Here is a 23,628-nt window from a genome sequence, read left to right on the forward strand (position 1 = left end):
GCAGTAAGCCCCACTGATTGAAGTTTCGCTTTATCAAATGGGTGTAACACCTATGATTATCGGCTTGTTAATTATACACATAGTAAAAAATAAAGGAGCGAATGGACGATGACACAGGAAATTTTACAAAAGAAAGAGCATTTACTTGATGCATTGCGTCAGGTGATTGCATCAGAGCGAATTAATGCAGAGGAAGAAGCTTTATATGATGCTTCAGCAGACCGTTATAAAAAATATGCGAAGGCAAAAAAGGCGTTAGATACCCCCCTTCCAATTGCGATTGTTTACCCAATAAATGCGCAGGAAGTACAAGCATTACTTATGTTTTGTAATGAGCATTTTATTAATGTTATCCCACGTAGCGGTAAAACATCGACAGAGGGAGGGTTAGAGAACTGGAAGGATTTAACGATTGTAATCGATTGCTCTAAAATGAATCAAATTATTAAAATCGACCCTTATAATATGCAAGCAACAGTACAAGCAGGTGTACCATTACAAATATTAGAAGATGAATTAAGAAAAATTGGCTACACAACTGGGCATTCCCCGCAATCTAAACCGGTCGCACAGTATGGTGGATTGCTAGCAACACGTAGTATTGGTCAATTTTCAACGCTTTACGGTGCTATTGAGGATATGGTTGTTGGTCTAGAATGTGTTTTCCCAACAGGGCATATTTCCAAAATTAAAAATGTCTCACGCCGAGCTGGTGGTCCAGATATTCGCCATATTGTCATCGGAAATGAAGGAGCATTATGCGTTATTACAGAGGTAACGATTAAAATTTTTAAATATTACCCAAGCAATCATGTATTCCAAAGCTATTTAGTTAAAGATATTGAAACGGGAATCAAAATTTTGCGTGAGGTCATCGTCAATGGCTTCCGCCCATCAGTAGCAAGAGTTTATTCAGAGGAAGATGCAAGGCAGCATTTTGCTCATTTCTATAAAGAAAAATGCGTGCTCATCTTTATGTCTGAAGGACCGAAAAGTATTGTAGAGGCAACAAGTATAGCAATTGAAGAGGCAGTGGAGCAGTTCAAAGACGATGTCATTGAGGAAGTAGAGCCTATACTAATTGAAAAATGGTTCAATCAATTAAACTGGACACAGGAAAATTTAGATGCAGAATTTGAGCGTATGGTGAAATTAAGTGAGCATGATGGCTTTACAACAGAAATTTCAGGTGATTGGGAAACGATTCCTAAAATATACAATAACGTAATTCAGCGCATTCGTACGGAATTCCCTCACGCAAAGGATTTAACGATGCTTGGTGGGCATTCTTCTCATAGCTATCTAAATGGGACAAATATGTACTTTGTTTATAACTACAATATTAACTGCGAGCCTGATGAGGAAATGATTACGTATCATCATCCGCTTCAAACAATTATTGTGGAAGAAACGTTGAAACTTGAAGGCTCGATGTGTCATCATCACGGTATTGGTAAATATCGCTCTGAATGGACAAAAGAAGAGCATGGCTCAGCATACTATATGTTGGAGCAATTAAAGGCTGCCTTTGACCCGAATGGTATTATGAATCATGGTACGATTTTCCCTCAAAAAGAAATTAACAAGTTCATTAAATAATGAGGTGGCTGTTTGAAAAAATATATTTTAGCTATTGATAATGGTTCACAAAGCACAAAGGTAGCTTTATATGATTTGGAAGGGAATGAGGCTTCATATGGCTCGTTTCCGCTACGTGAACCTTTAACACCAGCACCAGGTGTTGTTGAGCATCCAGATGATGATTTATGGCATAGTGTGACGAAGGCGATTGAACAATGCTTAAAGAATTTCCAAGGTGATTTGGAGCATATTATTGGCATTGGTCTTTGTACGATCCGTTGTTGCCGAGTGTTATTAAACGAACAATTTCAATTAGCTTCTCCTGTCATGAGCTGGATGGATGCGCGGTTAAATGCGCCTTATCGACATGAGGACGAGCATGTACATTATGTAACGACGACTTCGGGTTATATTAATTTTCGCTTAACTGGCGAAATAAAAGATAGTGCAGCAAATTATGAGGTTCATTGGCCATTAGATTATAGGACATTAAATTGGTTTGAAGATGAGGCGAAAATTGCAGCCTTTGGTTTGAAGCGTAGCATGTTATTTGAGCTTGTGAAACCAGGAGAGAAATTAGGTAATTTACGTAAAGAACTAGCAGAGAAGTGGGGGCTACCCTCTGCGATTCCGGTAGTAGCAACTGCTAACGATAAAGCGGTAGATGTGCTCGGCTCTGGTATCCATGATGAATCCACGATGATGATTTCATTAGGTACATTTATTTCAGCAATGACGCTAAGCGATTATTATTTTGATAATGCCAAGAGTTTTTTTCCGACGCTTGCTAGCATCCCGTTTAAATATGTGTATGAAACAAATGGGATTAGGCGGGGGATGTGGACAGTTAGCTGGTTTAAAAAATTAATTGGTGAAAATCTATTGCTACAATCAAATAAAAATTCGATGAGCGAAGAAGGTTATTTGAATAAAATGGCAGAAGGCATACCTGTAGGAAGTGATGGTTTAATTACAATACTGGATTGGCTACCACCACCATCAGCACCTTATAGAAAAGGAATTATGCTTGGTTTTGACCAAAGGCATACGGCATTTCATATTTATCGTTCTATTTTAGAGGCAATTGCGTTTAATATAAAAAATAATGTAGATGAAATGCTTGATGAAACGGACGGGAAAATGGAACGAATCATTATTAATGGCGGCGGAGCTAAAAGCGATGTGCTTGCGCAAATTATTGCAGATCTATTTAATTTACCTGTGATGCGCCGTAAAGGCAGTAGCAGTGCATGCTTAGGAGCAGCAATTTGTACAGCCAAGTATTTAAATATTTATGAAACCTTTAGCGCTGCTAGTGAGGCAATGATTCGAACAGAAAAAATTTTTTATCCAAATAGTAATAACCATGTACTTTATAATCGAATCAATGAGCAAGTGATTAAAAAAGTTCGGCAGCATACGGATGAAATATTAAAGCTTTCCTATCCTATTTTTCAATAAATAAATTTATGTAAGAGGAACCTTCTAATCAACTATGAGATGGAAGGTTCTTTTTGGACAGTAGCGATGATGTTTGACAAAATGTGAACTCCCCTAAATAGAGAATACCTCTTTTAAAAATAGACTTTTCAGACAACTCTATTTCCTTCCCATCGGAATTCCATTAAACTAAATTTAGATGTTACATTGAAGGGGTGGAGTTGCTATGAAGGAAACGTATTTTCGTGCTTATCAAATGGTTCATAAGCAAGCTTTGAAAGTGATGAAGTGGCGAAAGCCTGTTTTAATCGAAGGGGAGAATGCCTTACTGAAATTACCGCAAATCATTACCGACAATGATATTAAGAGGGTTTTGATTGTGACAGACAAAGGTATTGTTAAGGCAGGATTGATGAAGCATTTATTAGTCGCATTCGATAAAGTTGGCATTGAATATACAATTTATCAGGATACTGTGCCAAATCCGACGATTGATAATATTGAGGACGCTTTAGCGCTTTATAAGGCACAGCGTTGTCAGGGGATTATTGCATTTGGTGGTGGTTCACCGATGGATTGTGCGAAGGGTGTTGGTGCAAGAGTCGCACGCCCAAATAAAACGATAGAGCAATTAAAGGGGCAGCTAAAAGTGAATAAAGCAATTCCACTACTTTTTGCGATTCCAACGACTGCGGGTACAGGGAGTGAAACGACATTGGCGGCAGTTGTCTCGAATAGCCGTACACATGAAAAATATGCGCTTATGGACTTGTCGCTCATTCCTCATTTTGCGGTGCTTGACCCCGTGTTAACGCTAAATTTACCAAAGCATATAACTGCTACAACAGGGATGGATGCTTTAACACATGCGATTGAGGCTTATATTGGTCGCAGTAATACGAGTGAAACGAAAATGTGTAGCGAGGAGGCAGTGCGGCTTATTTTTAGCAATCTTTTAACGGCTTATGAGGATGGACAAAATATAGCAGCACGTAAAAATATGCAGAAAGCCTCGTTTTTAGCAGGTGTAGCCTTTACGAGGGCATTTGTCGGCTATGTACATGCGATTGCTCATACATTAGGCGGTTTTTATAAAACGCCTCATGGCTTAGCTAATGCTGTGATTTTACCTTATGTTTTAGAATATTATGGGGACGCAGTTTATGACCAGTTAGCTAAGCTATCCGACGTTATAGGATTATCAAATAAAGAATATAGTAATGAAGCAAAGGCAAAGCAGCTCATAAGTGAAATTCGGGAATTAAATGCTAAGATGGGAATTCCCGAAAAAATCGAAGGTATTGAAGAAAAGGATATTCCGTTAATGGTAGAGCGCGCATATCGAGAGGCGAATCCGTTATACCCCGTACCAAAAATTTTAGATAAGCATCAATTAACTGAGCTTTATTATTTAATTAAAGAGTAAAAACTCCTGAATCGCTCATAAAAAGTATAAATTCGCTCATAAAACATCCGAATTCGCTCGTAAAACGGCAATTTTCGCTCATAACATATGCATTAATGGAAAAAATCGAAGGCTGTTCGAAAACGTACGTTTTCGAACAGCCTCTTTTTACGCCTACTGTTTTGATTCAGAGACGACCCATTGCTGTGACCAGTTTTCGATTGTTCTTAAAATCGGCTCTATGGAATGGCCTTTTTCTGTTAATGAATATTCAATAACTACTGGTGTTTCTGGTATAACCTCACGTTTAACGACCTCTTGCTGTTCTAATTCCTTCAAACGCTCAGACAATACTTTGCTGCTAATGCCGATTGCAGATTGAATTTCACTGAATCGTTGCGAGCCTGATAGTAATTGATAAATAACTAATGCAGTCCATCTTTGACTTAATAATGAGATGGCTTTTTCAAATTTTGGGCAAATTGTTGGCTGTTTCATATTTTCATTACACCTCGCTTAATTAAATTATAACACAAAATAATAAATTAATTACAAAAGGAAATTAAGTTACTTGACAAAATAAAATTACGTAAGTAAACTAAGTTACATAAAGTAAGTTATGGAGGAGAAAACAGTAATGAATGCTAATGAAATAGGGAAAGTTATTTTAAGAGCCATACTAGGCCTTACGTTTTTTATTCACGGTTTTTCAAAGTTTCAAGGTGGAATTGCCAATACCGCAGGGTTTTTTGATAGCATAGGTGTTCCAGGATTCATGGCGTATGTTGTAGCAGTAATTGAATTGGTAGGTGGCATTATTTTGATTCTCGGTTTAGGAACACGAGTTGTTTCGATGTTACTTGCAGTTATTATGATAGGTGCCATTTTTACTGTGAAGCTTTCAGCCGGTTTTCTTGGTGATGGTCAAATGGCAGGCTACGAGCTGGAATTGCTTTTATTAGCGATGTCTGTTTATTTCATTTTTACAAATCAATCAAAAATTTCTTTAGACCAAAAATTTTCAACTAATAATTAGGGGGATTACGATGAGATTTCATACGAAGCCAACAACATTTGTAGGACATGTCAAAATTAAAGTAACAAATTTAGAGCAATCAATACAGTTTTACCGAGATATTCTTGGATTCGATATTTTAGAGCAAACAGCTTCAGCAGTAAAGCTTACGACAGATGGGAAAACAAGTATTTTATCACTTGAGCAACCTGAAAATGTGATTGCGAAGCAGGGAAGAACAACGGGGCTTTATCATTTTGCACTGCTGTTACCAGAAAAATCAGATTTAGCAAATATTGTTGTACATTTAGTGGAACACGGTATTCGCTTTGGTTCATCAGACCATCTTGTAAGTGAGGCATTGTATTTGAATGACCCTGATGGCAACCAAATTGAAATTTATATAGATAGAGCACCTTCTGAATGGGCTTGGCTGGAGGGAGAGGTAGCAATGACAGTCGACCCATTAGATTTTGAGCGATTGTTGAAAAACGTAACAGCAAATAAATGGGAAGGTATGCCTGAAAAAACAGTAATGGGTCATATTCATTTACATGTTGCAGAATTAAAAGAAGTAGAAGAATTTTATGTGAAAGGTCTCGGATTGGATGTTGTTAATCGCTATGGCGGGCAGGCATTATTCCTTTCAGATGCTAAATATCATCACCATGTTGCTGTCAACGTGTGGAATGGCGTAGGAGCACCAAAGCCAGCTAAAAATAGCGTAGGTCTTGAGTTCTTTACACTTGTTTATGCAAATGAAGAAGCACGTCAAGAGGTAGTTCGTAATTTACAACAAATCGGAAGTGGCGTTGTGGAAGAAAATAATCGCATTATAACACAGGACCCTTCAGGAAATTCAATTATATTAGCTGTTTAACTCCTTTGGGCAATATTTACGGCGATGAGTAACCGCAGGAGCACATGTTTTTTATACCGAAAACGTTAGCGAGAGATACAGAACTTTTACCTCTATAGATGAGAGAGGAGTGCCAGCATTAGACCCGTTTCAGTAGGTAATCAAACACCCGCTGAATCACAGGAGCTCAGTCTAAGAACATCGCTTTCTACGATAATGACTGAGTGACCAACATTTGTGAGGGCTTCCGCTTCCGGTGGATGTCACAGATTTTGAATGGAGGAAACTATGAGTCAAGAAAAGAATAGCAACTTTGAAATTGGTATTTATACACTTGCGGATATGGGACCTGACCCATTTACTGACCATACAGTAAATGCTAAGCAGAGAGTTAATGAGATTATAAAGGCTGCACAGCTCGCTGATGAAGCTGGACTAGATGTTTTTGGGGTTGGAGAGCATCATCGTTTAGACTATGCTGTCTCATCTCCAGCCGTAATACTGGCTGCGATTGCAAGGGAGACGCAGCAAATTAAGCTAACGAGTACGACAAGTGTGCTAAGTACGCTTGACCCGGTACGCTTATTTGAGGATTTTGCAACATTGGATTTACTTTCAAATGGTCGTGCTGAAATTTTAGCTGGGCGCGGAGCCTTTATCGAATCATTCCCACTTTTCGGATATAGTACAAACGATTATGATGAATTGTTTACGGAGCATATGGAATTGCTTTTACAATTAAATAATAATAAGACGGTCACTTGGTCGGGCAATTTCCGCTCGCCATTAAAAGATGCAGAAATAGCGCCACGCCCTTTGCAAGAACAGCTACCAATATGGATTGGCGTCGGAGGCACTCCTGAAAGTGCGGTACGTGCTGGGAAGTTTGGTGTTGGCATGGCTTTAGCTATTTTAGGTGGTGACCCAAATCGTTTCAAACCACTTGTGGAGCTTTACCGCCAAGCGGGTAAGGAGGCGGGACATTTGCCTGAAGCTTTGCAAGTTGCTGTAACGGGCCATATGTATATCGCTGAAACGAGCCAGCAAGCAAAGAATGAATTTTATCCGTATTATTCTAATTATTGGTACTATGTAAATCGTCAACGTGGATTTGGCACGAAAATGACGAGGAATGAATTTGAGCAAATGGCAAGCCCCAATACGGCGCTTTTTGTAGGGAGCCCAGAGCAAATAGTTGAAAAGATACTTCGTCAATATGAGCTATTTGGTCATAGACGCTTTTTAGCACAAGTCGATATCGGTGGATTGCCTTTCGAGAAGGTTGAAAAAAACATCGAGCTGCTCTCAACAGAAGTAGCACCGAGAATTCGTAAAATACTAGGTAATTAGCAATAGCATTCAGCATAAAATTGGAGGAAAAGAAAATGAAAATTGCAGTAATTGGAGCAAGTGGAAAAGCAGGAAATCTTATTTTAAAAGAAGCAGCTAGCCGTGGGCATGAAATGACTGCTATCGTAAGAGATAAAGTAAAATTACAAAATAATAATACAGCAGTTATCGAAAAAGATGTTCTTAAGCTGACAGCAGCAGATTTAACTTCATTTGAAGTAGTTGTCAATGCTTTTGGTGCGCCACTTGGCGAAGAACAAGCGCATATAAATGTAGGACGCACATTAATAGAGGCGTTAAAAGGTTCAGCAACGCGACTAATCGTTGTCGGCGGTGCAGGTAGCTTATATGTCGATGAAAATAAAACGCTAAAGCTAATCGATACAGAGGAATTTCCAGAAGTAGTGAAGCCAACAGCAAAAGGACAAGGGCGCAATTTAGAAGAATTACAGCAAACAACTGATTTAACATGGACATTTATTAGCCCATCTGCTTTTTTTGATGCAGAAGGAAAAAGAACAGGAGCATATCAATTAGGCAAAGACCGTCTCCTTATAAATTCAAAAGGTGAAAGCTATATTAGTTATGCAGATTATGCTATTGCAGTGGTGGATGAAATTGAGAATGCTCAACATTTAAAGCAACGATTTACTGTCGTAGCTGAATAATTGAAGGCGGAGCTGTTCGAAAAGCTATGCTTAGTCGGCATTTTGGGGAGTAGTGATGATGTTTGATAAAATGCGGATTCCAATAAATAGGGAGAGACCTTCTCTTTTAAAAATGGGATGAACATTAGCTTTAACAGTGTTTATCTTCATTTTATAAAACACCATCAAAAGCGCTAAACAAGCCGGCAACCGCACGGCTTGTTTAGCGCCACACCCATTTTAGTATTTATATGATTGACCGCCGTCGATTGGAACAACAACACCGTTGATAAAATCTGCTTGATTCGATAATAGGAATGCTACAAGATAGCCAACTTCCTCTGGTTTACCGAAACGTCTCATTGGATTTGGTTTTACAAATTCCTTCCCAACTTCTTCCCAATTGTCTCCACCTATTTGACGGAGTGAGCCCTCTACCATTGGTGTCATAATTGCTCCCGGTGCAATTGCTTTAATTGAAATTCCGTACTGTCCATATTCAACACCTGAGTTACGTGTTAAGCCAACAACTCCATGCTTACTTGCAGCATAGCCAGATTGATTACCAACACCGCGAATACCCCCAACTGAAGCCGTGTTAACAATGGAGCCGAAACCTTGCTCCTTCATTACTTTTAGTACGTATTTCATTCCGTAAAACACGCCATTCAAATTAATAGAAACTACTTTTTGGAATTCTTCAATGCCAAAATCCTCTGTTAAATTTTGCTTGCCTTCTATGCCGGCATTGTTAAAGAAGCCATCGATTTTGCCGAATTTGTCGACAGTTGCTTGTACATATCCTTCGACCGCTTTTTCATCGGCTACGTTTGCTGTTAATAATAATGTTTCAGCACTTGGCTCGACTTCAGCAATTTTTGCTTGTGTCTCCTTTAAGCCAGCTTCATTTAAGTCAACTAATACAAGTTTTGCACCTTCTAAAGCTAGCTGTAATGCAGAAGCTTGACCTAAACCAGAGCCCCCACCTGTAATAATAATTACTTTGTCTTCAAATCGTTTCATTGTCATTTTCCCCCTTAATTATTTCCGTATAGAATGATTAAACGTTATATAATGCACCATCAACAGTGTAAGATGAAGAGCTTACATACGATGATTCATCTGATAATAAGAAGGCTACAACATTCGCCACTTCTTCTGGCTCTCCGTAGCGTTTCAAAGGTACGGCATCATTATAAGCAGCACGTGCTGCCTCACTTGCGCCTGGGGCAACTTTTTCTTCAATATGACGCATCATTTGCGTATTGATAACTCCAGGGTTTACTGTATTTACACGGACATTAAATGGCGCTGCCTCAATAGCTGCCACTTTATTAATTCCCATTAATGCATGTTTTGAGGAGTTATAAAGTAGCATATTTGGTGAACCAATTAAGCCTGCTACTGAAGCCGTATTCACGATTGAGCCTTGCTTTTGTTGCTTCATAACAGGAAGTACATATTTAATGCCGAAAAATGCACCCTTTACATTAATACTATAAACAAAGTCAAAATCTTGCTCTGTAAGCTCTTCGAGAGGTTTTGCTGGACCTTCAACACCTGCGTTATTAGCAAAGCCATCAATTTTTCCAAATTTCGCTAGAGTTTGCTCAACATAATTTTTAACATCTGCTTCTTTTGATACATCCGCTTTTACTAAAAGTGTTTTATCCTCTGGAAGCTCTAGCTCTGTCATCACTTCATGTAATGCACCTTCGTTTAAATCGACAAGCGCTAATTTTGCACCTTCACCAGCTAATTTACGGGCGATTTCTTTTCCGATTCCGCCAGCAGCCCCTGTAATGATGACCACTTTATCTTCAAATCGTTTCACTTAATCTCCTCGTTTCTGTTATATAATTGTTACAATTTCATTGTAGGCAATCAAATTACTTTCACCAATCATTAATACCCTTTAAAATGTAAAGAAATACTACATTTTTAGAAAAAGTGTCGATTTTGAGGTGAATTATTTGAAAACGCATTCAGTTCAAGCAGAAAGAACAAAGCAGTTTTTGAAAAAATCATTTATTAAAATGGTTCACGAAAAAGGCTACAATGCTGTAACAGTGAAGGATATTGTGACAGATGCCGGTTATAATCGAACAACCTTTTATTTGCATTATCAGGATAAGCAAGATTTAGTAGAAGAGCTAATGCAGGAGATGTCTGAGCTAATCCAGCACTATAGTATGTGCAAATATAAAAGAGACATTCCGATTGATGTCATGAAAATGAGTAATTTATCTTTTGATTTGTTTTATTTTATTTATGATTATCGCGATTATTTTTCCTTGCTATTAGTGGAAGATACTTTGCCAAGCATTCATCGCCAATTACCTGATAAAATATATCATATGCTAATACGTCATTTTCAATTTAAGTACAATGATGCCAATACCGACGACCAATATCAAAAGCGCTATATGGCATTTGGTACTGCAGGTATGATTCAAGATTGGATTGAAGGTGGATTTATGAGTAGTCCAGCCGAAATGACAATGAAGATAACATCAATTTTAGGTACTTTTGCAAAGTACTTTACGATTCATTACGACGATACTCAGTGCACACATAGCTCGGAATATTAAGTCGACTACGAATTATATAGGAAAAATAGGGTTGTTTGAAAGAGTGCGAACGCACTTTTCAGATGGTCCTATTTTATTTTGCTATTATGTGATGCGTGTCACAGAAAAGAATATTTGATAATGATTATCATTATTGATAAAATTATACGAAAGAGATGTTGTCTATGCTGTGATGTGCATTACAAAAAATAGAATTTTAAGAGGTCTTTATAGTGACTTGTTCGAGAACATATTGTTTTTCACATATACCTATTTTTCAAAATTTGAAGTCAGAGGAATTCGAAAAAACTTCTAAAATGATTACATGCCATGTATTTAAAAGAGGCGAGTATATATTATTGGCAGGAGGTATTAAAAAGGGTATTCGCAAAGGACTAGTGAAAGTCGTCAAGCTTTTGCCAAATGATGTGTTAAAACAGGTATTCAATATTGATGCACAAATTTTATATGATGAGCAGGGGACGCCAGTTTGTTTTTCTTATAAGCTAATCAAGGGAATACTTGAAAATACGAAAAAAGAAAAAGTGCTCGCATAGCTTTACTAATTTAAGACGGAGGTATATTCATGTATTCAACTTATTGTAAGTATGATTATCCAATCGAAGTATTTGTACCAGAAACACCTGCTCCAAAGGGTGGCTTTCCTGTCATTTTTGTATTAGATGGACAGCGCTATGCACAGATGATGTTTATTGCGATGGAAAATCAAATGCTTATGAGCGAGAAAACAGAGGTTCAGTCAAATATTATTGTAAGTGTCGGACATAATGAGGATGGAGATAGGAATCGTCGATTTTATGATTTCACTGCACCGGCTGAGCAATATCATTTTCCTACGTATAAAGGAAAGAAAATAGAGCCAGTTCCTGTAGGAGGTGCAGCAGATTTTAAGCAGTTTTTTATTGAGGAGTTAATCCCATATATTTGTGCTAATTATAATGTGAATCGTGCACACTTTTCTTTATATGGGCATTCATTAGGTGGTTTATTTTCACTTTGGTGCTATTTAACAGAATCTAATTTATTTGAAAAATATGTAGCTGTAAGCCCTTCAATTTGGTGGAATAACCATGAGTTATTGCAAATTTTACATGAAACAACAGAAAAAAGATTAACACCTGTTGCAATTTACGTTGGCGGAGAGGAAGGTGAAATGGTGGATGACGCCATGACCTTCTATAATAATCGCCATAGTGCTAGTTTACCAGCCCGATTTTATGTCGCACTAGAAGAAAACCATGCCTCAGTAGTGCCAACAACATTAAGTAAGGCACTGCGCTTTATAAGTAGTTAAACTTGACAGGAGCGATGATGTTTCACAAAATGTTGATTCATATAAAGTGAACCTTCAATCAGTGGGGGTCTGTGCTCCTGCGGTTACTCGTCGCAAACAAATTTGTTAATACGGGGTAAACAGAGAACCCCCTCTTTTAAAAATGGGATGAACATTGGCTTTAGCAGCGTTATCCTTCAATAAAAGTGAAGCGATGAAAACATTTATTTCAATGCGATGTCAAAACAAAATGGACTTTTCGGACAACTCCTTTAGATTAGTATTCTACAAAAGCACGCTCCCATAAAGTGCATTGAACTCTTTTTATCTAAAAAACAATCCCGCTTTTCAAAGAAAGCCCAATCTTCTCCACTTAAGTACCACTTTATAAAAACACTAACAACAGCGTATCATAAGCTGGCAACCGCACCGCTTATGATACGTCACCCTCTAAATCAACGATTACTTTAATTGAATCTTTCGCAGCAATGGCGGTATCAAAAGCTGCTTGAATTTCACTCAGCGGATACGTATGTGTAATCATCGTCGCAATCGAAGTTTTTCTATTGTTTAAATGATTAATTACTTTTAAAATATCCTCATTCGTGTAGCCTGATGCACCGATAATTTTTACTTCCTTGCTCATAACTTGTGCTAGGCTTACAGGTATCTCATCTTTATATACCGCGATGATTGCGATGCGGGCGTTAGGCTTCACTATTTGCATAACTTGGTGGAACAATGGAGCAGCACCAGCAGCGTCAACGAAGGCATCTACATTTGGTACATCTACGCCATAGACATTAACTGACCCAAAAATATTTGTTAAACCTTCTTGTAATGATATTTTCGAAGTGTCAATCACTTGTGCACCAATTTCCCTTGCTTTTTCTAAGCGCCAGTCCACCATATCGACAACTGCAACATTTGTAATCCCTTCACCGATTAACATTGCGGCGGCTGATAAGCCAATTGGTCCCGCACCTAAAATGACGATATTCTCATCCCCCTGCGGGTTCACCGAAAATGCACCGTGTGTTCCAACACTCATTGGTTCAACCAATGCCCCTTCATCAGGTGACACAGTGTCGTTCAATGGAAATAAGTTATGATGAATCTTCGCATCTTCAATTAATACATATTGTGAAAATCCGCCTGCCTCAAGGCTAAAGCGACGACCTGCTCGTTTTGCTGTGATTGGGTTCACCGCAACAAACATACCTACTTCTAAGCTCAATACATTCTCGCCCTTTGCTTCAATTATGCCAGCAAATTCATGACCAAATTCTTTGTCAAAGCGAATTCCCATTTCGGAGCCGTATTTCACAATATTAATATCTGTACCACAAATACCTCCGCGCAAATTTTTTAGCAATACATCATTTGGACCAACTTTCGGCATTGGACATTGCTCTACTGCTACGCAATTCGCACCTTTGTAAATACCAGCATTATAATAAGTTGTCATCATGATTCCCCCTTTTCTTACTACAAGTATAAGAGAGAAAGGATGGGAGAAAATAAACAAAATCAAAAGAAATGTAGCCTATTTTTCTTCCGCATTTGGTGCAAGCTTGCAAAACATATTTGCTAATTGCTGTGGGCTAAAGGGATATCCAGATTGTACCCACATAATAATTGTGCCGAGTAAAGCAGAGACACCGTACCAAGCAACTACCAATCGGTTAACACCAACACCCGGAAAATCAAAGCGTGATAATTCGTCCGTATGCTGTGTCAGCTTTTGCTGAAAAAAACTTAATAAAGCTTGATTAAATTCTGGAATATGAGGCGAAGTAAATAATACTGTGTATGTCGTCCCATGCTCTTGAATAAATGAAAATAAATCGGATAATGCCTGCTGTTCAAAGCCCCTTGTATATGGTTGATAATTTAGAGGCTTCATAAATTCATAGATGGTTAAAATATGATGCTCGATAAATTGCGAATGGAAGTTGGCAAAGTTTTGATAATGCTTATAAAAAGTAACTCGATTAATTTGCGCTTTGCCTGCAAGAATTTGTACTGTGACGTCATTGGAGTCTGTTGTTTTTAAAATATCAATATAGGCATCGAATAATTTTTGTCGAGTTTTTTGTATACGAATATCTTCTTTTACCGTCAAAGTAACGCCTCCCAAGAAATTAAATATTTGTTTGTACTCGATATTTATTGCGGTATTGAAGTGGCGCAAGATGATAATTTTTACGGAATAGCTCTACAAAATAGCTTACTTGGTTAAAGCCAATCTCCTCGCTAATTGCAGAAATTGATTTATTTGTATGAAGAATCAAATCTTGCGCTATATAAAGTCGGTGTTTGTTAATAAATTTTATTGGTGGTAAACGTGTGTATTTTTGAAATAGCTGCGTGCAAGTATTTTTATTAATTAATGCGCAGCTTGTTAAATCATTGACTGTAATAGTATTTCTGTAATTTTTCTGGATGTATTGCAGCATTTGATTGAAAACAGCTATTTCATTTTCCTCATTATTTTTCGTTGCAGCATCATAATGTGTGAGTAAATGTTCTATCAACATTGTTAAAAAAGCGATAACTGAAAAGAGTGCTGGTTTTTGGCTGTCTATCCATTCAGATAGCTTAACCTTTTGTTCAAGCGATAATGGTAGCAAATAATAGGCAAACGGATTTTTCTCGAAAAATGGCTCCACATGTGCTGTTAGCAGCTTTGGATGAAAAAAGTTTAAATCGAAATTAATGCATAGTACATTGGCGTTTTGGTCAATCGTTTTAGAGCTATGGAGCTGCTTATTATTAATAAGTAAAAGTGAATTTTCTGTTATCGTAATAACTTTATTATTAATTTGATACTCAAGTGAGCCTTGATACACCCAAATCATTTGCAGCGCATTATGCCAATGGATAGGAATATAATCTGAACGTAAATGATGATAATCCTGCGTAAATATAGCAATTGCATAGTCCTCAAAATGATAATTAATTTGTTCCTCTAAATCCTCTGTTAACTTAATTTCAAAGATTGTACCGTCTATAATATTTTGCGCAATTGGTTTTGAGCTCGTCATCTGTTATCCATTCCTTTCATCATTAGATTTTACATAAAATGAAAATTTAATATGCAAGTCGTTATCGAATTTTTATAGATTACGAATATAGGATAAATCTGATAAAAATAATTGCAAAATTTATAGAAAGAATATTCAGATTGTAGTTATAGTAGTTGCAATAGCAATATTTTAACGTATTGGGAGGCAGACGTTAAATATTTAGTGTTTTATTAAATGTGATAAATATTTAGTCTATAGTTTTTTATTTTCGATGGATTGTTAGCCTTATGGACTGAATTGTTAATACAGGAAAAAGAAAGGGGAAGGACGATGGAATATAGCTTAAATGAAGGTGCAATGCGTGTCATTCAAGATTTAAAGGAGCTTGCTGCACTCTCATCAAATGAGCATGGGGCACAGCGCGTAGCATGGACAGCGCTCTGGCAAACGTCACGTGATTGGTACCGCCAAAAGGCTGAAGCGCTCGGAGCAGAGATTTCGATGGATAGCGCAGGCAATATTTGGACGAAGATTGAAGGAGAGAGCACCGAGGCTATTGTTATTGGCAGTCATTTAGATAGTGTACCGAATGGTGGCTGGCTTGATGGGGCGCTTGGTGTATTGGTAGGGCTTGAAGCGTTAAGACGTTACACAATTGATGGCAAGAAGCCGAAAAAAACAATTTATGTTGTAGATTGGGCAGATGAGGAGGGGGCACGCTACGGCTATAGCTGCTTAGGCTCTTCAGCAGCAAGTGGTTCTTTAAATATTAATGAATTAATAGGTCGTGTTGATTTAAGTGGTATAGCTTTTGAAAAGGCAGTAACTGAATTTCAAGTTACACCAGAGAAAATGCTGCAAGCACAGCAGGAGTTTTTAATAAAAAATATTCAAAGCTATTTAGAGCTGCATATCGAGCAAGGTCCTATTTTAGAAAAAGAGCAAAAGAATGTTGCCTGCGTATTTGGAGCCGCAGGAGTAGAGCGTCATTATATTGATTTTTCAGGACAGGCAGCACATGCAGGCTCATTTCCAGTACCTATGCGCCGAGATGCATTTTTAGCAGCGGCTAAGGCTGCATTAGCGTTTAGAAAAATTGCATTAAAATATAATGCGGTTTGCACAGTAGGTCAAGTGCAGGTACAGCCAGATGTTGTAACAATTGTGCCCGGAAAATGTACCATCTCCTTAGATATGCGAACGATTGATATCAAGGATTTGCAAAAAATGTACGAGGAAGCGCAAGCTACTACTGAAAAAATAGCGAGTATGAATGGTGTTTCTGTCGAATGGCGAAAAGTTTATTCAGTTGCACCGCAATTATTTGATAATCAATTGATTCGTTTATGTGAGCAAGCAGTAGAGGAGGAAACAGGTGAGGCAACGAAGATGTATTCAGGCCCTCTACACGATGCAGTTGAAATGGCAAAAGTAGTACCAACCGTAATGATGTTTATAATGTCCGAAGGCGGTTTATCGCACACGAAAGAGGAGCATACACCTGAACCGAAGCTGCAAGTAGGCATTCGTGCTTTTTTAAGATTAATTCATTACGTGGTAGAACATTGATGTAAGGAGGATAAAAATGAACAAAAATGAATTGCAAAAGCAGCTTTTACAATGGCGACATCATTTGCATCAATACCCTGAAACGGCGTTTGAGGAAGTGAAAACTTCAGCCTATATTGCACAGGAGCTGAAAAAAATGGGGTTGGACGTTCACGAAAATATCGGTGGTACGGGTATTGTGGCAAGCCTGACTGTCGGCAATGGAAAGAAAATAATTGGTTTGCGAGCAGATATGGATGCATTGAATTTAACGGAAGTGAGGGAGCTTTCTTATCGCTCTAAGCATCATGGGAAAATGCATGCATGTGGTCATGATGGGCATATGACAACATTATTAGGGGCCGCTAAATTACTTACTACTAGGAAGAATTTTAATGGCACTGTTCGTTTCATTTTCCAGCCTGCTGAAGAAATTGGTAAAGGTGCACAGGCGATGATGGACGACCAGCTATTCGAACGCTTTCCAGTAGATGAAATCTATGGTTTGCACAATATGCCGGGGCTTCCCGCGGGCACAATACAAACCCGACCGGGCCCCATTATGGCGAGTGAGGATAATTTTATTATTCGTATTAAAGGAAAGGGCTCTCACGCATCAAGTCCACATATGGGAATTGACCCGTTAGTAATTGCCGCAGAAATTATTATTGCACTGCAAACGATTGTTGCCCGTAATGTCAATCCAAATGATACGGCAGTCATTTCTTGCACAGAAATATGGACAGACGGGATTCGCAATGCAATTCCCTCAAATGTAGAAATTAAAGGGGATACGCGTAGCTTCACACCAAAAGTGCAGCAGCTGCTAGAACAAAGAATGAGAAGCATTTGTGAGGGAATTTGTGCGATGCATGGCGCTACCTGTGAATTTCAATATACACATGAATTTTCACCGACAATTAATGAGGAAGGCTGCACAGAAACAGCCATCAAAGCAGCTACCAATATCGTAGGAAATGAAAATATCAATGCAAGTTGTGAGCCATTTATGGCATCAGAGGATTTTGGTAAATTTTTAGAAAAGATTCCAGGTTGCTTCGTATTTCTAGGGAGCAGGGTATCGAACGAGGAAATTATACCGCTCCACAATGCTCTATATAATTATAACGATGCTATATTAGCAACAGGTGCAGAATTTTTTGCAGAAATCGTTAAACTTCGTCTAGGAGGGGATTGGGAATGAAATTAGTAAAACATAATCGCAAAACAAAGCCGGGCACAAGCATTGATTTTTTAGGGCTAAAGGAAGCGGAAAAAGTACAGGCATTTCATAGAAGCTTTCCGCAATATGAAGCAACTCCTTTAGCTGTTTTAGATAATTTAGCTAAAGAATTGAATGTTAGTAAATTATTTGTTAAGGATGAATCGTACAGATTTGGTTTAAACGCATTTAAAGCATTAGGTGGTTCGTATGCCATTGGGTTGTATTTAGCTAAAAAATTAAATATAAAGCCAGCCGAATTAACTTACGACAAGCTTGTTTCGTCAGAAGTGAAGGAGCAACTGGGCGAATTAACCTTTATTACTGCAACAGATGGTAACCATGGGAGAGGCGTTGCATGGACAGCACAGCAACTAAGGCAAAAATCAGTTGTTTATATGCCGAAAGGCTCTTCAGAAGAAAGGTTGAACCATATTAAAAACTTAGGCTCAAAGGCCTCTATTACAAATGTCAATTATGATGATACAGTTCGCTTAGCAGCTGAGCATGCTGAACAAAATAATTGGGTGCTCGTACAAGATACAGCGTGGGAAAATTATGAGGAAATTCCGAAAAACATTATGCAAGGCTATATGACGATGGCTATAGAAGCCTATGAGCAGTTAAAGCAATTAGATGAAAAGCCTACCCATATTTTCATACAAGCAGGCGTTGGCTCAATGGCCGCAGCTGTTCAAGGTTTTTTTGCAGATGTTTATGGGGAAGAACGACCAATTACCATTGTTGTAGAACCCGATAAGGCGGATTGCCTATTTAAAACAGCCGAAGCAAACGATGGTCAGCTTCATTATGTTAAAGGTGATATGGATACGATTATGGCGGGGCTAGCATGTGGCGAGCCAAGCACATTAGGCTGGCAAATTTTAAATGATTATGCCGATGCGTTTTTATCTTGCCCTGATTATATTGCTGCGCAGGGGATGAGGATTTTAGCAGCACCTATTAAAGGTGATGTACAAGTAATTTCTGGGGAATCAGGAGCTGTTGGTGTAGGAGCATTGAGTGAAATGTTAAGGAAAAGTGAGTACATGCATTTAAAGGAGCAGTTAAATATTAATGGCAGTTCAAAAATATTGTTCTTTAGCACAGAAGGCGATACTGATGCAAAGCATTATCAGAAGGTAGTATGGGACGGGGCTTATCCGGTTTGAGTTTTAAAGAAAAGTAGAATTACTGAGGCTATCTCCAAATTCAAATTTCTCCTCAGTATAGTGAAAAATTAACTCTATCTTTATCTTAAATTTAAAAGTAAGTCGCTAAACTCGGTCTTTCTCCTGTTTTCGAAGAAATTTCTTGCTATTTTAACGAGTGAATTCTTAGGAGAAGCACTACCAACAGCGTCCAAATGTAATAGTTATAAAGAATTATTACTCTTCTATTTGTCAAGGAGGCGTCCAAAATTAATTTTGGCACGCTCCTTGACTATTTTTTTATTTAATTAGAATTATTTTAATTTTCGGAAAATTGGTTTTTTATTATATAATTAATAGATAAGGGGGATTAATTGCTAAATAATCGATTGTAGATATAGTTTCTCTAAGGAGAATAGTATCTATAAATGCTTTAAGAAATACATACTTTAAAGGTTTACATGGCCTGTAAAACAAGGAGAGAGAAATTTGTATGAGTATTGGTAAAAAACTGAACCTATCGTTTTTTTCGATGGTCGCTATTTTATTATTAATGGCTGGAATTAATTTTTTCAGTGTTAATAATATTGAAACTAAAACGGAGGAGGCGCTAGAGAGAAGAGTAGAGCAAATCCGTACGGTTGACAATCTTCGCTTTAATTTAGCAATGGAAGGAGTGTATGGTCGAGCAATTCTTTTAAGTGGTGATCAAGCAAGCTTTGATCTTTTTGAAGGATATAGACAAGATTTTCGTGGGCAGCTTGAACACTTAGAGAGCTTAGTGAAAAGTGAAGATATGAAAGCATATGTAAATGATATTAAAGCTTTTAATGAAATATTTAATGAGGGTGCCGATGAGATGATTGCTGCTTATAAAAGTGGTCAGCTAGAATTAGCTAAACAGCTAGTAGGCACAAAAATGCGTGAGGCAAACTTAGGAATTTTAGCTGCATCGGATAGTGCTGTGGCGTATCAGGAAGAGCAGCTTGAGAACATTAAGCAGGAAACCCAAGAGGCAATTAATTTAACAAAAATAGTAGCAGTTGTTGCATTGTTAATTAGTGCACTTATATTTAGTGTTTTAATCATTTTTGTTCGTAAAACGATTACGGCTCCGCTTCGTTTCATTGTAGATAAAGTAAATATTGTTGCCTCTGGTGATTTAACACAGGACGATATTCATATGAAAGTGAAGGATGAGGTTGGACAGCTAGCTATTTCGTTCAATACGATGAAAAATAATCTGTCGAATCTAATTAAAAATATTCAGCAGAATTCCAATGATTTAAGTTCTTCAGCAATGGAATTAACGGTGAGCACTGAGGAAATTTCAGCAACATCAGAGGATGTTGCGAAGCGTGTAGAGCATGCCTCAGAAAATGCAACAATATCAGCTACCTCTTCTTTGGAAAGTGCCCGTGCAATGGAAGAAACGGCTATAGGTGTTCAGCGTATTGCTGAGGCAACACAAGAGCTAAACTCTAGCGCAATTGATGCATCAGATGCGGCAAATCATGGTGGCAATATTATTAATCAAGCAAAAAATCAAATGAGTGCGATACATTCTACGACAAGTATTGTAAATGAGCTAGTTCAAAAGCTAAGCCAACAAACAGTAGAAATAAATAACATCACAAAAGTTATTACAGATATTACGGATCAAACAAATTTACTTGCATTGAATGCTGCTATTGAGGCAGCGCGGGCAGGAGAGCATGGGAAAGGCTTTGCAGTTGTAGCGGACGAGGTTCGTAAGCTTGCGGAGGAATCCAAAAATTCAGCAAACTCAATTGTTCATCTAACGACAGAAATTCAAGCAGATACACTTGATGTAGAACGAGCTGTAACGGAATCACTAGCATCTGTAAGTGATGGTGTACGCATTATAAGCGAAGCTGGTGATTCATTCACAACAATCGTTCAAGCAGTTAATCATATGACCAATCAAATTGAGGATATTTCAGCAACGTCTGAACAGCTTTCGGCTAGTTCACAGGAGGTAACGGCATCTGTAGGTGAGATTGCAAATGGTGCAGAAGGCATAAGTGCAAGTTTGGAAATGATTGCTGCCGCGATGGAGCAACAATCTGCAACAATGCAACAAGTTAATGGTGTTGCGATAGCTTTAAATGGAAATGTTCAGCATTTACAAGTTGAAATTCAGAAATTCAAAATATCAGTTTAGAATATAAATACATTAAAAAGTACAAGGAAGACTGCTTACTTTTTGTTTAATTTGCGAGTATATATGCAATAAATACAGTAATATTTTTAGCTGAGCCTTTACTAATTTCGGCTGAGGAATAATGGATGAAAACGCAATAAAATAATGCAAGGGGGTATCCAAAAATCATTTGGAATCCCCCCTTACAGTCCCATTCATATTTCAAAACCCAACGAGATGAAAAGGTTTGGGATTTTTTTAGTCTGCACCAGCACCGCCCCCACCATCGCCGCTCCCCCCTCCACCTCCGCTATATCCTCCCCCATCAGAATAACTGCTGCTACTTGATTTGTCGGAGGACATAAAAGCGAATGGTGGGTTACTTAATTTCCATGTTGTTAGTAGATAGTCAAAAGGGTCGCCATTTGTCAAAATAAATGTGGCTAGCGGTGTCTCGTCAATTTTATCTTTATGAATTGCGATTTTCTCCGTTGTTAAAAGAAGTGCTAGTGCTAACTGTTCATCTAGTGTGATGACAGATGAAATGGGAAAAGGAGCTACCTTTTTAAAAGCGTTAATATGCCTGCGTATTTTTATTGCTTCTTTTGATAAAAAAAACGGCGGAAGTGCAGTGAAAAGAAGAGCACTTGCCAATATAAAAAAGCTATAAGAAAGACGTAATGGGCTATCTATAAAAAAGTAAGAAATAATAAAGGAAATTGCAAAAAATAAATACATTGGCTTTCGGTTATATGTGACATTTCCTTTTCTCAAACAATAGACTGCACTAATAATATAAAATGTTAGTGCCAGGCCTGAAAGGGCTTCAGCAAAACTAGCAAAAATAATGCTAATAAGTACGATGGCTAAAAGTATTTTGCTTATTAATTTGCTCATGCTATTGCTCATTATGCCTGCTTCTTTCATTTCTTTGACAACATCGGTATACCAAATTTGCTCCTTTTGCATAAAACGAGAACGGCGGATATAGTGACCATGCATTTCTTTCTTTTCTTTTTTCTCTTGCAATGTCGCACCATAAATATTGCTTATTGAAAAGATGAGAGAGCCACCTTTAACTTTTCGTGTAAAAAGCCAGTCAACTAAGGTCATTTCACTACTCGAAAGGGTTGTATCCCCCTTTTTTAAAGTGAATTTCAACGTTTTTGCCGGTGCGTCCTCATCATGTGCAAAGCGTACAGGTGTAGTCGTCTCACTTATCGTAACGAGTCCCTTTCTGACAAGCGCTAATATCCCAGCGAAAAAAGCATAGTTATCTTTTTGACCAACGCGGTCAATCATATAAAGTGTCAATGGGTCGTGCATCAATATGGTATCGTCAAATGGAGTACTACGTGCTATACGCTGTGGTATTAATCGTAATAGAAAAGCAGCACTTAAACATAAAATAGCGATTATGAATATAAAATCAGCCATTTTCAATAAAAATTGTGCACCCTCAAGTTTCATTTGCTGCAATTGCTGTTCTTCTTTGAGCGCCTGCTGTAAAGACATTGGAGCAGGCTGTTTTGACTGTGCAATCATAATGTTCGAAGGGTACAACAAACGTGCTTCCGTGTATTGTCTTTTTGCTGAGAGAGGAATAAAAAATCGAACAACTTCCTCTGTTTGTCCTGTAATTTCTCCGTCTGCTCCATGAAGGAATGGGTAATAATTTTGCATTGCCTGTGGGAAAACGAAATCGATTGTCACATTATGCAAATCATCTGAATGATTGCTTCCCATGCCAAAGAAAGGGATTGTCAAATCACTATATGTGTCATAGGAGCGAACGGCGTTTTTTAGTTTATATAGGAAAAAAACCGTTATCTTTTCATCATTACTAGGAAGCTCAGCATTGTATGTATTGCCTTCTAAATCAACATTTAAGGGCTGTAGTTGGTCCTTCCCAATAAAGCCAGGTTCCGCATTATGATTTTGCAATAAATGAGCTTCAAAAAATTCAACACCATCATGGCCATCTGCTTGAATGGAACGTTGGATTTTTTTGTATTGCCCAGAAAAAGAATAATTAAAAACTTCATTAATGAGCACATCTCCATTTGGTTCAATCCATGCTTTAATATGTACACGGTCAATTGAAAAAGAACGTGCATCTACATAATGAGCAGTGCTCAAAAAAATAATAAAAGCAAACAGTATAATCATATATTCTTTCTTCAAAAACACACCCCCCTTCTTTATTATATACATACTATTTCTATTATTGTAGAAATTAGTAATAATATGATACGAGAGGGAATTAGAACTATGGGGAGCGGCGTGCTAAATTAAAAGGAAATAGCAATTTTCAAATGCTTTTAAAAAGATTCTTTTGAAATACATCTTTTTT

At 37.8% G+C, this 23,628-nt stretch carries 21 protein-coding genes; 14 read left to right on the top strand and 7 right to left on the bottom strand.

All coding sequences use genetic code 11. The annotated features are described in order from the left end of the window. Positions 1 to 108: 108 nt before the first annotated feature. From MHB51_RS16735 to MHB51_RS16745, 3 genes are all read left to right on the top strand, one after another. The gene (locus tag MHB51_RS16735; protein WP_342558644.1) at positions 109 to 1,599 is read left to right on the top strand and encodes an FAD-binding oxidoreductase; all 1,491 of its coding nucleotides are present in this window, start codon (positions 109 to 111) and stop codon (positions 1,597 to 1,599) included. Between the two features lie 12 nt (positions 1,600 to 1,611). Beyond that, positions 1,612 to 3,042 (top strand): FGGY family carbohydrate kinase, encoded by a 1,431-nt coding sequence (locus MHB51_RS16740; RefSeq protein ID WP_342558645.1) that lies wholly within the window; start codon positions 1,612 to 1,614, stop codon positions 3,040 to 3,042. A 205-nt stretch (positions 3,043 to 3,247) separates the two neighbouring features. Beyond that, on the top strand, positions 3,248 to 4,447 hold the full coding sequence (locus tag MHB51_RS16745; protein ID WP_342558646.1) for an iron-containing alcohol dehydrogenase: 1,200 nt from the start codon (positions 3,248 to 3,250) through the stop codon (positions 4,445 to 4,447). A gap of 153 nt (positions 4,448 to 4,600) precedes the next feature. On the opposite strand, the gene MHB51_RS16750 is transcribed toward MHB51_RS16745, so the two are convergent. Beyond that, positions 4,601 to 4,924 carry a helix-turn-helix domain-containing protein gene (locus tag MHB51_RS16750; RefSeq protein ID WP_107943222.1) on the bottom strand — a complete coding sequence of 108 codons (324 nt, stop codon included), beginning with the start codon at positions 4,922 to 4,924 and terminating at the stop codon, positions 4,601 to 4,603. 139 nt (positions 4,925 to 5,063) lie between these two features. On the opposite strand from MHB51_RS16750, the gene MHB51_RS16755 reads away from it, so the two are divergent. From MHB51_RS16755 to MHB51_RS16770, 4 genes are all read left to right on the top strand, one after another. Then, positions 5,064 to 5,462 (top strand): DoxX family protein, encoded by a 399-nt coding sequence (locus MHB51_RS16755; RefSeq protein WP_342558647.1) that lies wholly within the window; start codon positions 5,064 to 5,066, stop codon positions 5,460 to 5,462. A 10-nt stretch (positions 5,463 to 5,472) separates the two neighbouring features. Then, positions 5,473 to 6,321, top strand: a complete 849-nt coding sequence (locus MHB51_RS16760; RefSeq protein WP_342558648.1) for a VOC family protein — start codon at positions 5,473 to 5,475, stop codon at positions 6,319 to 6,321. A 267-nt stretch (positions 6,322 to 6,588) separates the two neighbouring features. Continuing rightward, positions 6,589 to 7,650, top strand: a complete 1,062-nt coding sequence (locus tag MHB51_RS16765; protein ID WP_066166905.1) for an LLM class flavin-dependent oxidoreductase — start codon at positions 6,589 to 6,591, stop codon at positions 7,648 to 7,650. Positions 7,651 to 7,685: 35 nt separating this feature from the next. Then, a complete protein-coding gene (locus MHB51_RS16770; protein WP_342558649.1) occupies positions 7,686 to 8,318 on the top strand; it encodes an NAD(P)-dependent oxidoreductase in 633 nt (210 codons plus the stop codon). A gap of 219 nt (positions 8,319 to 8,537) precedes the next feature. On the opposite strand, the gene MHB51_RS16775 is transcribed toward MHB51_RS16770, so the two are convergent. Next, positions 8,538 to 9,320, bottom strand: coding sequence for an SDR family oxidoreductase (locus MHB51_RS16775; RefSeq protein WP_066166900.1), 783 nt, complete (start codon positions 9,318 to 9,320; stop codon positions 8,538 to 8,540). Positions 9,321 to 9,357: 37 nt separating this feature from the next. Next, positions 9,358 to 10,131: a glucose 1-dehydrogenase gene (locus MHB51_RS16780; protein WP_066166896.1), complete on the bottom strand. Its 774-nt coding sequence runs from the start codon at positions 10,129 to 10,131 to the stop codon at positions 9,358 to 9,360. A 139-nt stretch (positions 10,132 to 10,270) separates the two neighbouring features. Between MHB51_RS16780 and MHB51_RS16785 the strand changes: the two genes are divergently transcribed. From MHB51_RS16785 to MHB51_RS16795, 3 genes are all read left to right on the top strand, one after another. Beyond that, positions 10,271 to 10,888 carry a TetR/AcrR family transcriptional regulator gene (locus MHB51_RS16785; protein ID WP_066166893.1) on the top strand — a complete coding sequence of 206 codons (618 nt, stop codon included), beginning with the start codon at positions 10,271 to 10,273 and terminating at the stop codon, positions 10,886 to 10,888. A gap of 263 nt (positions 10,889 to 11,151) precedes the next feature. After that, positions 11,152 to 11,424: a hypothetical protein gene (locus tag MHB51_RS16790; RefSeq protein ID WP_342558650.1), complete on the top strand. Its 273-nt coding sequence runs from the start codon at positions 11,152 to 11,154 to the stop codon at positions 11,422 to 11,424. A 29-nt stretch (positions 11,425 to 11,453) separates the two neighbouring features. Continuing rightward, positions 11,454 to 12,182, top strand: coding sequence for an alpha/beta hydrolase-fold protein (locus tag MHB51_RS16795; RefSeq protein WP_342558651.1), 729 nt, complete (start codon positions 11,454 to 11,456; stop codon positions 12,180 to 12,182). 412 nt (positions 12,183 to 12,594) lie between these two features. On the opposite strand, the gene MHB51_RS16800 is transcribed toward MHB51_RS16795, so the two are convergent. The 3 genes from MHB51_RS16800 to MHB51_RS16810 form a co-directional block, all read right to left on the bottom strand. Further along, positions 12,595 to 13,632, bottom strand: a complete 1,038-nt coding sequence (locus MHB51_RS16800; protein ID WP_235616058.1) for a zinc-binding dehydrogenase — start codon at positions 13,630 to 13,632, stop codon at positions 12,595 to 12,597. A gap of 75 nt (positions 13,633 to 13,707) precedes the next feature. Next, entirely contained in the window at positions 13,708 to 14,286 is a 579-nt protein-coding gene (locus MHB51_RS16805; RefSeq protein ID WP_066166881.1) for a TetR-like C-terminal domain-containing protein, read from the bottom strand. A gap of 19 nt (positions 14,287 to 14,305) precedes the next feature. Continuing rightward, positions 14,306 to 15,208, bottom strand: a complete 903-nt coding sequence (locus MHB51_RS16810) for an AraC family transcriptional regulator (RefSeq protein WP_342558652.1) — start codon at positions 15,206 to 15,208, stop codon at positions 14,306 to 14,308. Between the two features lie 312 nt (positions 15,209 to 15,520). Between MHB51_RS16810 and MHB51_RS16815 the strand changes: the two genes are divergently transcribed. The 4 genes from MHB51_RS16815 (at position 15,521) to MHB51_RS16830 (ending at position 21,296) form a co-directional block, all read left to right on the top strand. Continuing rightward, on the top strand, positions 15,521 to 16,759 hold the full coding sequence (locus tag MHB51_RS16815) for a hydantoinase/carbamoylase family amidase (protein WP_342558653.1): 1,239 nt from the start codon (positions 15,521 to 15,523) through the stop codon (positions 16,757 to 16,759). Between the two features lie 16 nt (positions 16,760 to 16,775). After that, the gene (locus MHB51_RS16820; RefSeq protein WP_066166872.1) at positions 16,776 to 17,942 is read left to right on the top strand and encodes a M20 aminoacylase family protein; all 1,167 of its coding nucleotides are present in this window, start codon (positions 16,776 to 16,778) and stop codon (positions 17,940 to 17,942) included. Next, entirely contained in the window at positions 17,939 to 19,132 is a 1,194-nt protein-coding gene (gene dpaL / locus MHB51_RS16825) for a diaminopropionate ammonia-lyase (protein ID WP_066166870.1), read from the top strand. The genes MHB51_RS16820 and dpaL overlap by 4 nt, the downstream gene beginning before the upstream one ends. A 472-nt stretch (positions 19,133 to 19,604) precedes the next feature. Then, positions 19,605 to 21,296, top strand: a complete 1,692-nt coding sequence (locus MHB51_RS16830; protein ID WP_342558654.1) for a methyl-accepting chemotaxis protein — start codon at positions 19,605 to 19,607, stop codon at positions 21,294 to 21,296. Positions 21,297 to 21,533: 237 nt separating this feature from the next. On the opposite strand, the gene MHB51_RS16835 is transcribed toward MHB51_RS16830, so the two are convergent. Further along, the gene (locus tag MHB51_RS16835) at positions 21,534 to 23,459 is read right to left on the bottom strand and encodes a DUF2207 domain-containing protein (RefSeq protein WP_342558655.1); all 1,926 of its coding nucleotides are present in this window, start codon (positions 23,457 to 23,459) and stop codon (positions 21,534 to 21,536) included. Positions 23,460 to 23,628: the final 169 nt, after the last annotated feature.

Origin of the sequence: Metasolibacillus sp. FSL K6-0083 (genome assembly GCF_038630865.1) — a bacterium.
Classification (GTDB): domain Bacteria; phylum Bacillota; class Bacilli; order Bacillales_A; family Planococcaceae; genus Metasolibacillus; species Metasolibacillus fluoroglycofenilyticus.